This is a genomic window from Brevundimonas sp. M1A4_2e, from assembly GCF_053345555.1.
Window position 1 is genome coordinate 44,127 of sequence record NZ_JBKFAI010000008.1, and the last position, 12,115, is coordinate 56,241.

Consider the following 12,115-nt stretch of genomic DNA (forward strand, 5'->3'; position numbering starts at 1 on the left):
CCCCGAGGAATTCCGAGCGCTTTGAACAGCGCCTTCCTTCCCCAGACGGGGCGCGGTCTCAAAAACCGCCACTCCTGGAAAATTAAATCGAAGACAGACGGATTTCGGTGGGTGTGGCGGAAAAAGCCAGCCCCAGGCTGGTGGCGGCTGCCTTGGCGAACACTAACGGCGCGCGCGCGTCAAACAGCCCGGTGATCCGCTGGTGGGCGGCGGCGGCATCCCCGAACGATATCCGTTGCAGACTGAAGCGGGCGAAAGCGCGCGCCGCGTCGGCCAGCGTCTCGTCGTGCAGCGCCAGCCGGCCCTCTCTCCAGGCCAGAGCGCGCGCGGCCTGTTCGGCCTCGAAAGGAACGACTGAGGGATGCTGGTTAAGAGTGACCTGCTGGGCGGCGTCGATCAGCAGGCGCGCGGAATCCGGGGCCTTGAGACTGGCCCTGCCAGCTAAGGCGGCGACCTCAAGGGGGCCATGATCATACCGGCGAATGAGCACGCTCGCCTGATCCACGACTACCGAGGAACCCGCGGTCAGGATGCGAAACGGCCGCCGGTCGTCGGCGATCTCGAACAAGGCCTCGCCCGCGGCCATAACAACTTCGCGCACGCTGCGGTCGTAGCGGAGGGACACGGACGTCAGAGCGCTGAGGCTCATACGCGAGCCGTCTTCGAGACTGAATTCCTTCACCTCTCCAAGACCCGTTCTATAGGACTGCGAACGGCGCCACACCGCGGCCCCGACCCCGGCCACGCCGAGGCCGAGCACCGCCACGGCGGCCACGGCTTCGCGACGTGAGGCCAGTCTGCGCGAGCGTTCCTGAGCTCGTCTCGCCACGTGGGCGGCGGTATTGGGCGGGGCGAGAAGCGCCGCCAAACGGCGGCTGTTCGCTGCCACAGCGCGCGCCCGCGCATAGGCGCCGACGCGGCGAGCGTCCTGGCTCAGCCATAGCTCAAACTCAGCCGCTTCTCCGGCCGTCAGGTCGCGCTCGACGCGCGCAGCCCAAAGCGCCGCCGCGTCGTCGATCTCCCCGCTTGTCTCGTTCAGTCCCATCCAGACGTCTCTCGGCCTTTCCCGCCAACAACGCCCAACCGGCGCGCCATCTTACTAGACGTAACCGGAACTGAATATCCGCCGTCCGCATAGGCGTCCATCAGAAGTCGGAACGCGCGAGCGACGTGTTTCTCCACGGTGCTGACGGGTATCCCTGTCCGTTCTGCGATCTCCTTCATGCTGAGTCCCTGCACCCGGCTGAGCATGAAAATGGTGCGCGTCTTTTCTGGAAAGGTCGACGTAATCTCGATCAGAATGCGCAGTTCGTTACTGGCCTCCGCATGGTCCTCAGGCGTCAGGACATCGACCGCATTGGCCAATTTCTCCAGATCAGCCAGGTCGGTGATCGAGACGATATTCTTGCGCCGATACCGATCGGCAACCACCGAATGCGCAGTCCGAAACAAATAAGCTCGAACGTGGACAACCTTCTCTAAGCCGGGCGCCTGCACCAGACGCGCATAGGTCTCCTGGATGATGTCATCGATATCGAACTCAGCATGCCGGGCCTTTCGCAGCCAGCCGCGCAAGGCCGGTTCGGCCGGCAACACATGCCGCGCCAGCCACTCGTCCCGCAAATCCAGCATGATCGATTATCCTCCCCGGACGGAAGGATGGGCGAACATGGCGGCGGAACACAAGCCTCCCCAGGCTGACCGCGTGCCTTTATCCAGCGATCCATAACGCGGAGGTTATGCCCGATAGCAGCATCACCCTCTTGCAGACCTGGACCATTTCGCCACCCTCGTTTCGTTGATTTCGGGGCGCTGTCCCAGGGGGCTCGATGCTCAGAATTTTGACCGTGACGGCCGCCGTCCTTATCGGAACTCCAGGCCATGCGCTCGATCGCGCCGCAGCAGAGGCGATCATCGCGGATCCGCGGGGCCTGGGAGCTCCAGGCTGCGCCGTGGGCGCCTTCCGCGACGGCGTTCCCCTGTTCATCACAGCGTCCGGCGCCGGCGACATTGCGCGCGGCACGCCCCTGGACGGGGACACGCTTTTCTACGCCGCCTCCATATCCAAGCAATTCACCGCCCTGGCAGCCGCCCTGCTGGCTGAGAGCGGTCGGCTGGATCTCGACGCTGACATAAGGCGATATCTGCCGGAATCGCCTGACTACGGGCGGCCGGTCACGTCGCGCATGCTGATGACCCACACGGCGGGCGTGCGGGACACCCTGGACCTGATCCGCATGGCCGGGCTTGGCCGCGCGGCAGATGTCAACAAGGACACGGCCCTGCGTCTGGTGCTTGCCCAACAGAGCACGAACTTCCCACCGGGGACCAACTATACCTATTCCAACGGCGGCTACCTGCTCCTGGCCGAGGTGGTCGCCAGAGCTTCGGGCATGCCCTTCGCCGACTATGCCCGTCAGGCCATTCTGGAGCCCCTGGGCATGACGCGAAGCGTCTTCCTCGCGGATCGACCCGCCTCAGGGCCCAACATCGCCCACGGCTATGCACTGACGCGCCGCGGTTTCGAGGTGCGCGACACCTACCCCCGGTTCAGCGGATCAGGCGGCTTGATGATTAGCATGAACGATCTGGCTCGGTTCGAGCATGACATTGCGGTCGGCCATAAAGTCTGGACCCCCGCGGTCGCGCGCTTGATGACCGCGCCGGGCCGCCTCGATAACGGCGCAACGGCTCGGGACGATCGCAACGGCCTAGCCTACGCTGGCGGCCTCATGATTGGAGCCCGTGGCGGCCGATCGTTTATACAGCACGGCGGTTCCGCCGAAGCCTTCAAGAACTTCTATGCGCGCTTGCCCGAACAGCGTCTGTCGCTCGCGCTGTTCTGCAACCGGGACGACTGGGTCGCTCAGGACAAAGCGGACGCTATCCTGGACGCCATTGCCACAGAAACTGACAGTTCCGCCCAGCCGGCGCCCGCGTTCGAGGGCCGTTATGGTTCACCCGAGGTCGGGGCGACCTACACTTTGACAACGACGGGCGATGGGCTGGACGCCGTCGTCAGTCGAGATGGGGCCGCGGACGCGTCCCGTCGGCTGCAGTTCAAGCGGGATGAAGACGGCGCCTATCGCGCCGGTGGAACGCGCCTGACCTTCGACCACGACGGCGGTGCCTTCACCTTGTCGACCGCGCGGGTCACGGCCCTGCGCTTTCATCGGCTGGACTAGCCGGACGCAGACTCGCCGCTCGGCCTCAGCCTCCTCCTGAAATTTCGGTCTCATAATGTTGAGCTTGCAAAACCGCGCGCCTGCACGTGGCCGGGCGCATGACGCCCCTCGACGGCTTATCGTCATAGGGACGGGGGTCATCGGCCTCGCCACGGCCTACGCCTTTGCCCGTCGGGGATGGTCCGTGACGGTTGTGGACCAGGCTGAGGGCCCGGCCCTCGGCGCCTCGTTCGCGAACGGGGCGCAGTTAAGCTACGCCTATACAGACGCCCTGGCGCACCCTGACCTGCTGCGCAGGCTGCCGCAACTGACGATCGGCCTCGATCCCAGTTTTAAGGTTCGGGGCCTCCTCGACCCGGACTTCGCGCCCTGGGCCTTGCAGTTCCTGCGCAACTGCACCTGGACGCGCTTCAGCGACCATACCCTAGCCGGCCTGCAACTGGCTTTGGAATCCAGCGCGGCGCTGGAGGCTCTGATGGAACGCCATCCGTTCGAATTTCACCACGCCGTCCCCGGCAAGCTGCATATGTTTCGAAGCAGAGCCGCGTTTGAAACCGCTCGACGGGTCGTCGATATCAAGCGACGCCACGGAGGCCGACAGGCGGTGTTGTCCTGGCGCGAAGCGGTCGCAATCGAGCCTGCGCTGCGCGCCGCCGGCGAGGTCGTCGGCGTTATTCACACGCCGGATGACGCGGTAGGCGACCCCTTTCGCTTCTGTACCGAACTGCTGAAGGTTCTGACGCAACAGTACGGCGTGACCGCTCGCTTCGGCTTCAAGGTCGTACGTCTGGAAGCCCAGGAGGGCCGCGCGTGGGTCGCGAACGCAGCCGGCGACGTACTTCGCGCCGACCTATTGGCGATCTGCGCGGGCGTTGACGCGCCGCAGCTCTTGCGCAAGCTGGGACTGTCGGCCCCGGTCTGGCCGATGAAGGGTTACTCCTTCACCGCCGCCGTCGGGCCGGAAGCGCCTCGTCTGAGCGTCACCGATTCCGCCCGCAAGGTGGTTTTCTGTCGACTGGCTGATCAAATCCGCGTCGCTGGTCTGGCCGAACTGGGCGCACAGTCGACTGCGGTGGATCGCAGACGCGCCGCTCAACTGATCGACCTGGCCCGTTCCGTCCTGCCCGCCGCCGCTCACTACGACGCCGTGACTAGCGTGTGGGCCGGCCTTCGGCCGATGTCGCCGTCATCCCTGCCGATCATAAACCGTCCGCGGCCAGAGCTCGTTCTGAACCTCGGTCACGGGATGCTCGGATGGACTTACGCCATGGGCGCCGGCGAACGGGCGGCGGCTTTGTCGGCCTCATCACGTCTTGAAAGGATCCCATGACCCAATCTCCGTCCCGTCTCGCTCCTCCGCTCAGTGCCGCCCGTCAGGTTGGCGATCTGCTTTTCGTCTCCGGCCAACTGCCCCGAGGAGCGGACGGCGAGATCGTAGACGGCGACATTGTCGTCCAGACCCGGCGGTCGCTCGCCAATCTGCAGGCCGTGCTGGCCGCGCACGGCGCCCAGACCTCCGATGTGGTCAAGGTCACGGCTTGGCTGACTGACCCGAGCCATATGAGCGGCTTCAACGCCGCGTATAGCGAAACCTTCAAGCCGCCCTACCCGGCCCGAAGCGTTGTCATATCGGGACTGATTGCGGGCGACGTGGAGATCGAGGCCATCGCGCAGCATCCGCAACCGCTCGCGACGGCCCGAGACTAAAGGAGGCGGGTTGTTGCATACGCGGCAGGTCGAGGTCTTTCACGCCATCTATGTCCACGGTTCGATCAGCGCGGCGGCGAGGACCCTGCGCGTCTCTCAACCCTATGTCAGCACGGCGCTGCGCCGCCTCCACGACCAGCTCGGCTTTAAGCTCTTCGTACTAGTGCGCGGGCGTCTCGTCCCCACCGACGAAGCCCACGTCCTGTTCGGCGAAGCGAACCATGTCTTTGACCGCATCGAGTCGCTGCGCCGCGCAGTAAAGAACATCCGGACGCACGGGGGCGGCCACATCAGGCTTGCTGTCGTTCCGTCTCTGGGTTTGGACATCGCCCCGCGCGCCATTGCTAGGTTTCGGGAACATCACCCCGGCATCACGATGGAGATCCAGACCCTGCACCACGACGACCTGTTTCGTTCGCTGCGGGAACGTGAATGCGACCTGGCCATAGCCTATGATCCCCCGGACCACGCGCGGCTGTCGCGGACCCGGTTGGGCCAAGGGCAACTCATGGTCGCTCACAAGCCCGACGCCTTATATGCGACGCGCGATGGACTTGCCCTGACACAACTGCACGACCAGGAGATCATCGGCGTCTCGGGCAGCGGCCCCATCGGCAACCTGCTCGCTCGGGCTCTAGAAGTGGAACGCGTCGCCGTGCGCGAGGTGATCTCGGTCCAGACCTTCTTCGTCGCCGCAGCATTGGTCCGCTACGGCGCTGGCGTCTCGGTGGTCGATGAGTTCACAGCACGCGCCGGCCTGTTTCAGGACATCGTATTCCAGCCGCTGAACCCGTCGCTACGTTTCAGCGTCGAATGCGTGCATCTCGAAGACCGACCTATTTCCGGCATTGTGGGCGAATTCATCGCCCATTTCCAAAATGTGCTCCCAGAGTCGTCTAGACAAACCTAATCCAGCAGAAGGCGGCAATCGGGAAATAAAGCGCTGCCCCCAGGTCCAGTTCTGGGCAGAGCCGGACGCGGCCGGTCACAAGAGGTCGCCATTATCAGAGCGGTCACTACCACTCAATTGCAACCACCCATTTAAGGCAAAGCTTGTTCGACCCCTCTGACGGCGCCGCAGCGCACCAGGGCCTCAAGGCCGACGCCGCACCTCCCAGTCCAGGGTCCACCGCCCTGCCCCGGCCGGCTTGAGTTCTGAAGTCACGCGGGCACCTGACGGTCCAGCCCGTCTAGGAGCAGCGACGTCCCGCTGACAGCAGCCACCGTGGCGTTGGTCTGCCAGAAGGGCCCCGACATGCCACGCATTGAAAAACGGATATGAACCGTGTCGTTGACCTTGGGCATGAGCGCCTTCCTTTCAGCCGAGCAGCGGCCTTCTTGCGGCGCCTTGTACACGGCCAGACGAACGGCGCCTCCCGCCGAGCCGGGGCCAGCGTCGGGATGAGCATGCTATAGACGCCCGGGTGGCGAACACCCTTCCTGCCCCAAGGACCTCATGGCGCGACAATCTCGGATTTCGACCCGGCTATCCGCAGCCAGCCTGGTCCACCTCGGCGCGCCGCGCCTGGCGGAACTCCTTATCGAGGCCGGCGCCGGAAACGCCAATCTCAAGCGCCGGCTGCGTCTCGAGCTGGCGGCCGAGATCAGTCCTGACATCCTGGCCCTGGAGATCGACAAGCGCATCACCGCCGTCTCGGCCGCGCGCACCCGCGTGTCCTGGCGAAAACGCGGCGAACTGATAGAGGACCTGAACGCACACCGCCGGATGATCGTCGAGCGTCTGGCGCCCGAAGCGCCCGGCGAGGCGCTCGCCGTCCTCGTCCGCTGGTTCGACCTCTATTCCGGCCTGTCCGCCCGCGTAAAGGACACCAAGGGCGAACTCCCCGCCGCTTTCGAGGCCGCCGCTCCTGAACTTTTCACCCTGGCGGAGACAGCCGGGGACGAGGCCTTGCGCGACCTGGTCGACGCCCTGCGCCGACACCCGCAGGATTACGCTCGCTGGGCATCCGCCGCCGGCGAGACCCTGGGTCCACGCACCGCCCGCCGGCTGCTCGACAGCCTGGACGCCTCGGTCAGGAAGACCCCGGCAGGCCGCAACCTTTTACGTCGCCTAGCGGACAAGGCCGGGGACCTCGACCTCTGGCTGTCGCTCATCACCCCCGAACAGGCCGGATCCCCCGACATAGCCGCAGACATCGCCCGCCGCCTCCTGGACGCCGGCCGCGTCGCCGAAGCCCGCGCCGCCCTGGAGGCCGCCTTGAGCCCCTCCCCGCTAAACCGCCCCTGGACCTTTGGCCACAGCCCGAAGAACGGCGCACCGCGCCTGACCCCGGCGTGGGAAGCCGCCTCCATCGAAGTGCTCGACGCCGAAGGAAGCCGCCAGGAGGCCCAGGACCTGCGCTGGAGCCTGTTTGAACGCGACCTGTCGGCTCCGGTTCTGCGTGACTACCTCTCGCGCCTGCCCGACTTCGACGACGTCGAGGCCCTGGACCGGGCCTTCGTCCACGCCGCCAGCCATCCGGACTTCGAGGCCGCCATGCGCCTCCTGATGGACTGGCCCGCTCACAGGGAGGCCGCGGCCCTCGTCCTGGCCCGACCTCGGGAAGCCCGGCAGGCTCGCCCGGTGTCTGCGGACTGGGCCTCTCGCCTGGCCCAGCGTTATCCCGAAGCCGCCGACATCCTGGCGAGCTAGACGCTCTGGCCAGCCAGGGTCCTGAAGGTGATGGAATAGCGCAGCGCCGTCATCGGCGAGATCGAATGCTCCCAGTCGCTGCGCGCCTCGCCTGACAGCCGATAGGCCGATCCAGGCGCCAGCGGCGCGGCTGATCGACGCCATCCCGTCCCGTCCTTCCGGCGCAGACGCATCATGCAAGGCGCGAGAAAGGAGACGCCGAGGATCTCCCCGTAAACCGGCCTGTCGCGGTGCCAGCCGATGCCGGCTCCGGGGGCGTATTCATTGACCAGAGCCTGGACGAAGGCCTCTTCATCAAGGTCCAGCCGTCCGGTCAGACGGCCCAGAAGCGCCTTCAGGAAGTCCGGCCACGGCGCGGCCGTCTCCAATCGACGCCGCTCCAGATCATAGCGGCGTCCGAAAGCGGCGATCTGTCGGAAGCCCTGGTAGCCCATGTGCTCATAAGGCCTGAAATCCAGCCGCTGTAGTTCCTCGACCACCGCTGCCTGCTCGCATGTCGACAGGACATCCGGCCAATAGTCGAAGCCCGGAGGCACGGCAGGCTGGGGGGCGCGCCCGAACAGGTCCGCCTGGAGCATGGCTGTCACAGCGCCAGCTCGCCCACAGAAGCCCTTGAGGGCGCTCCCGGCGACGCCTTCTCCAGATTGGACAGGGTCACGCCGACAAGACGCACGCCCCTGGTCGGCGGATAGAGGGATCTTGCCAGCAGCCGGGCGATCTCGCGCAACCGTTCCTTCGAGGCGACCGGCTCATTGAAGGACCGGCTCCTGGTCGATTGCTGGAAGTCCGCCCATTTGACCTTCACCGTCACGGTCCGGCCCAGCGATCCGGCCTTTTCGCACCAGGCCCAGACATCATCCGCCATCTCGTCCAGCCGGGCCTCGATCGCCGCCGGATCGACCAGATCGCTGGCGAAGGTGGTCTCCGAGCCGCTCGACTTGCGCTCGCGATCCGGATTGACCGGGCGATGATCCTCTCCCCGCGCCACGCCATGGTACCAGGCGCCGGACTTGCCGAAATGATGCTGAAGAAAGGTTAGGGACTGGCGTCTGAGGTCCGCGCCCGTCTCGATGCCCAGGCGGTTCATCTTCTCAGCCGTCACCGGCCCGACGCCGTAGAAACGCTTCACCGGCAGGACCTCGACAAAGGCCTCCCCTCGCCCGGGCGGGACCACGAACTGGCCGTTGGGCTTGCGCTGGTCCGAGGCCAGCTTGGCCAGGAACTTGTTGTAGGAAATCCCGGCCGAGGCCGTCAGACCGGTCTCCTCGAGGATGCGCGCGCGGATCTCCTCGGCCGTCGCCGACGCCGTCGGCAAGCCCCGGATGTTGGCGGTCACGTCGAGGTAAGCCTCGTCCAGGGACAGGGGTTCGATCAGGAGCGTGTAGTCGGCGAAGATGGCGTGGATCTGCGCCGAGACGGCGCGATAGACCTCAAACCGGGGCGGCGTGAAGATCAGTTCCGGGCACTTGCGCAAGGCGGTGCTCGACGGCATCGCCGACCGCACGCCGAACTCGCGCGCCTCATAGCTGGCGGCGGCGACCACGCCGCGCGAAGCGGCGTGGCCTACGGCGACGGGACGACCGCGCAAGGCGGGATCGTCCCTCTGCTCCACCGAGGCGAAGAAGGCGTCCATGTCCACATGGATGATCTTGCGAGGGGGGGCGACGTCCATACGCTACGCCTAGCAGAAAGAAAACAAAACAAGAACATGCTTCGTGCTCCCAACAGGCTCAGCCATGAATGCCCGTCGCCAATGCAGACGACCATTTATCCTGCCCCTAGAAGCCCGCCGCCCGGGCGGCGCGTTTAAGGTTTGAGGACAACTTTGGTCCACTCGTTGGGATTGTCGTGGAAGTTCTTGTAGGCCGTTGCGGCCTCCTCAAGGGGCAGGCGATGGCTGATGAGGTCGGTGGTGTCGATCTGACCGTCCATCACCAGTTCCAGCAGCCTGGGCAGGTATTTCTGCACATGGGTCTGGCCGGTCTTCAGGGTCAGCCCCTTCTGCATGAAGGCCCCGATCGGCAGCTTGTCGCCGATCCCGCCATAGACTCCCGGCATGGAGATGCGCCCGCCCTTGCGGCAGGCCATGATCGCCTCGCGCAGCACGTGCTGGCGATCCGTGCCCAGTTTCGTCTCCTGCTTGACGGCGTCGATGATGTTGTCCGGCGCGAAACCGTGCGCCTCCATGCCCACGGCGTCGATGCAGGCGTCGGGTCCGATGCCCGCCGTCATCTCCTTGAGCGCCTCCAGCACCTTGACCTCGTGATAGTTGAGCACCTCGGCCCCGTTCTGTTTCGCCAGGGCGAGACGACGCGGATGGTGGTCGATGGCGATCACCCGCGCCGCGCCCATGTGGATGGCGCTCTTGATGGTGAACAGGCCGACCGGGCCGCAACCCCACACCACCACGGTGTCGCCCGGCTCGATCCCTGCGTTTTCCGCCGCCATCCAGCCGGTCGGGAAGATGTCAGACAGGAAGAGCACCCTCTCGTCCTCGACGCCGTGAGGCACGACGATAGGTCCGAAGTCCGAATAGGGAATGCGCGCGTACTCGGCCTGCCCGCCCGCATAGCCGCCGGTCAGGTGCGAATAACCGAACAGCCCGGGGGCGGGATAGCCGTAGGCGACCTCGGAGGCGTCGGACTTGTCGGCTGGATTGGAGTTGTCGCAGGCCGAATACTGCTCCTTGCCGCAGAAGAAGCACTGGCCGCAGGCGATCACGAAAGGAACCACCACCTTCTGCCCGACCCGCAGGCTGGTGTTTCCCCGCCCCACCTCGACGACCTCGCCCATGAACTCATGGCCGAGAATGTCTCCGCGGTGCATACCGGGTATTACGCTGTCATAGAGGTGGAGGTCCGAGCCGCAGATTGCGGTCGCGGTGATCTTGATGATGGCGTCGCGAGGATTGACGATCTCCGGATCGGGGACCGTGTCCACCCGAACATCGTGTTTGCCGTGCCAGGTCAGTGCGCGCATGAAATATGTCCTTGATAATCAGCCGCGGGGAGCGGCGCCGGGAGCCTGGGAAGTGGAAACCTCCCCCGTCTCCATCAGTTGTTTGAAGCGGCGAAGTTCGCGTCGTGCCTGGATGCGCGGTTCACGCTGCATCACCTTGGCCACAAGCTTGCCCACGGCGCCGGCGGGAGGGTCATAGCTGATCATGACCCGGACCTCGGTCCCCCGCCCGAAGGCGTTGTCGCGGAACTCGACCCAGCCCTCGTGATCGACGTCCGCTGCCTCCGTGGAACGCCAGGCGATCTTTTCGCCCGGCCGGTCTTCGACGATCTCGGTTTCCAGTTCGACATCCATGCCGCCGGGCCCGGCTATGACCCAGTCGCGTCCGTCGCTGCTGACCGACCGCACATTGGCCATGAAAAGAGGAAGATTCCGGAACTCCCGCCAGAAGGCGTAGAGTTCGGATCGGGGCCGGTTGATCATGGCGGCCTGGATGGACGAGGAGGCGTGATCCCCCTCATGTACGTCGTCGTTCAGAAATCCTGTCGACGCCATGTCTGCGTCGGTGCTTCTGGGCTCAGTCTGCATGGGTTCTCTCCTGGTTCCGGGGAGGCGCGGACGCCTCCTCCGATCCTAGTTTCTCGCGCGCTATGGCGAGGTCTCGAACAAGCCTGGTCCGTGTCTGGTCAAACCGCGCCTTCTCTTCGGCGGCCCGCGCCTCGAGGCCTTGCATCTCGGCGCGAACGGCTGCCGCGCTTTCGGCGTGGGCCTGATCGAGCGCCTTCAGCTCCTCAGCGAGGCGCTGGGCCCGATTCTGCTGGGCCGTGGTCGCTCCCTTGCGCGCCCTGGGGGGCGCCCCACGGCGGCCGGCCTTGCCGATATCGACCGTCAAGCCACGCTCGATCACCTCTCCAGGCCGCGCTCTTGCCGCCTCGGCGTCCTCTGCATCGGGCGCCTCCCTGGCGAGGCCTGAAGCGAAGATATCCTGCCGGATGCCCCAGGCGGCCAGAGCCTTGGGCCTGGAGGACGCAGCCACCGTGAAGCGATGGAAGCCGTCCGACCATTCAAAGAGCTTCAGCCTAGGAGCCATGTCGATCAGATCGCCGCCTGGATTTCCCGCGCCTTCCGCAGGTAATGCTCGACCTTCGGCGGTGCTGTCGGGGCATCAGCGGCAAGCGGCGGCGCAGCCGTATTGTGCGTGAAGCCGCGATTCAGGACCACGACCTCCTGGCGGGTGGAGGCCTGCCGGTCGATATAGAGCCGGTCGAAATCCCCAACGCCCGCCGACCTCGGATTATCCAGCAGGCCCCTGGCCCGCTCAGGAGCGACGTCGCCGGACCGGATCTCGCTCATGGCTGCGCCAGGCGCATAGCCGAGTATAGTGTTCCCCATGGCGGCGAAGGTTTGATCGACTGGAGCTGAGACAGCGTCCTGGGCCTTGTCGACGCACCCGTCGTCCCCTTGCGGATTGCGGGCGGGGAGAAGCCCAGTGACGAAAGCGACGATGATCGGGGCATGGCGCAAGGTCATGAGCTCCTCTTGGGTGTGACTAAGCAAGCGCGCCGCGCGTCCTCCGGTTTCCCTTTGGCGACTTGGGGCGGGGTCGAGAGCT

At 65.6% G+C, this 12,115-nt stretch carries 13 protein-coding genes; 5 read left to right on the forward strand and 8 right to left on the reverse strand.

What is annotated here, in order from left to right:
• Nucleotides 1–82 precede the first annotated feature (82 nt).
• Nucleotides 83–1,045, reverse strand: coding sequence for a FecR family protein (locus ACLBV5_RS14295; RefSeq protein WP_447606098.1), 963 nt, complete (start codon nucleotides 1,043–1,045; stop codon nucleotides 83–85).
• On the reverse strand, nucleotides 1,036–1,632 hold the full coding sequence (locus ACLBV5_RS14300; protein WP_392353948.1) for a sigma-70 family RNA polymerase sigma factor: 597 nt from the start codon (nucleotides 1,630–1,632) through the stop codon (nucleotides 1,036–1,038). Before ACLBV5_RS14300 ends, ACLBV5_RS14295 begins: the two co-directional genes overlap by 10 nt.
• Nucleotides 1,633–1,847: 215 nt before the next feature.
• Between ACLBV5_RS14300 and ACLBV5_RS14305 the strand changes: the two genes are divergently transcribed.
• Genes ACLBV5_RS14305 through ACLBV5_RS14320 form a run of 4 tightly spaced genes read left to right on the forward strand, consistent with a single transcriptional unit; the run spans nucleotide 1,848 to nucleotide 5,802 of the window.
• A complete protein-coding gene (locus tag ACLBV5_RS14305) occupies nucleotides 1,848–3,185 on the forward strand; it encodes a serine hydrolase domain-containing protein (protein ID WP_392353949.1) in 1,338 nt (445 codons plus the stop codon).
• Nucleotides 3,186–3,240: 55 nt separating this feature from the next.
• On the forward strand, nucleotides 3,241–4,515 hold the full coding sequence (locus ACLBV5_RS14310; protein WP_447606099.1) for an FAD-dependent oxidoreductase: 1,275 nt from the start codon (nucleotides 3,241–3,243) through the stop codon (nucleotides 4,513–4,515).
• A complete protein-coding gene (locus ACLBV5_RS14315) occupies nucleotides 4,512–4,892 on the forward strand; it encodes a RidA family protein (protein WP_392353951.1) in 381 nt (126 codons plus the stop codon). The genes ACLBV5_RS14310 and ACLBV5_RS14315 overlap by 4 nt, the downstream gene beginning before the upstream one ends.
• A 13-nt stretch (nucleotides 4,893–4,905) precedes the next feature.
• A complete protein-coding gene (locus ACLBV5_RS14320) occupies nucleotides 4,906–5,802 on the forward strand; it encodes a LysR family transcriptional regulator (RefSeq protein ID WP_447606100.1) in 897 nt (298 codons plus the stop codon).
• 251 nt (nucleotides 5,803–6,053) lie between these two features.
• On the opposite strand, the gene ACLBV5_RS14325 is transcribed toward ACLBV5_RS14320, so the two are convergent.
• Entirely contained in the window at nucleotides 6,054–6,197 is a 144-nt protein-coding gene (locus tag ACLBV5_RS14325; protein ID WP_392353953.1) for a hypothetical protein, read from the reverse strand.
• 151 nt (nucleotides 6,198–6,348) lie between these two features.
• On the opposite strand from ACLBV5_RS14325, the gene ACLBV5_RS14330 reads away from it, so the two are divergent.
• A complete protein-coding gene (locus tag ACLBV5_RS14330; protein ID WP_447606101.1) occupies nucleotides 6,349–7,545 on the forward strand; it encodes a DUF6880 family protein in 1,197 nt (398 codons plus the stop codon).
• Here ACLBV5_RS14330 and ACLBV5_RS14335 read toward each other — a convergent pair.
• The 5 genes from ACLBV5_RS14335 to ACLBV5_RS14355 form a co-directional block, all read right to left on the reverse strand.
• Nucleotides 7,542–8,123, reverse strand: a complete 582-nt coding sequence (locus tag ACLBV5_RS14335) for an alpha-ketoglutarate-dependent dioxygenase AlkB (protein ID WP_447606102.1) — start codon at nucleotides 8,121–8,123, stop codon at nucleotides 7,542–7,544. The two genes, ACLBV5_RS14330 and ACLBV5_RS14335, sit on opposite strands and share 4 nt — an antisense overlap.
• A 5-nt stretch (nucleotides 8,124–8,128) precedes the next feature.
• Nucleotides 8,129–9,217 (reverse strand): DNA polymerase IV, encoded by a 1,089-nt coding sequence (gene dinB / locus ACLBV5_RS14340; RefSeq protein ID WP_447606103.1) that lies wholly within the window; start codon nucleotides 9,215–9,217, stop codon nucleotides 8,129–8,131.
• A gap of 134 nt (nucleotides 9,218–9,351) precedes the next feature.
• On the reverse strand, nucleotides 9,352–10,524 hold the full coding sequence (locus ACLBV5_RS14345; protein ID WP_447606104.1) for a zinc-dependent alcohol dehydrogenase: 1,173 nt from the start codon (nucleotides 10,522–10,524) through the stop codon (nucleotides 9,352–9,354).
• An 18-nt stretch (nucleotides 10,525–10,542) separates the two neighbouring features.
• Nucleotides 10,543–11,091 (reverse strand): SRPBCC family protein, encoded by a 549-nt coding sequence (locus ACLBV5_RS14350; RefSeq protein ID WP_303684395.1) that lies wholly within the window; start codon nucleotides 11,089–11,091, stop codon nucleotides 10,543–10,545.
• Nucleotides 11,092–11,598: 507 nt separating this feature from the next.
• On the reverse strand, nucleotides 11,599–12,033 hold the full coding sequence (locus tag ACLBV5_RS14355) for a hypothetical protein (protein ID WP_447606105.1): 435 nt from the start codon (nucleotides 12,031–12,033) through the stop codon (nucleotides 11,599–11,601).
• Between the last annotated feature and the right edge of the window lie 82 nt (nucleotides 12,034–12,115).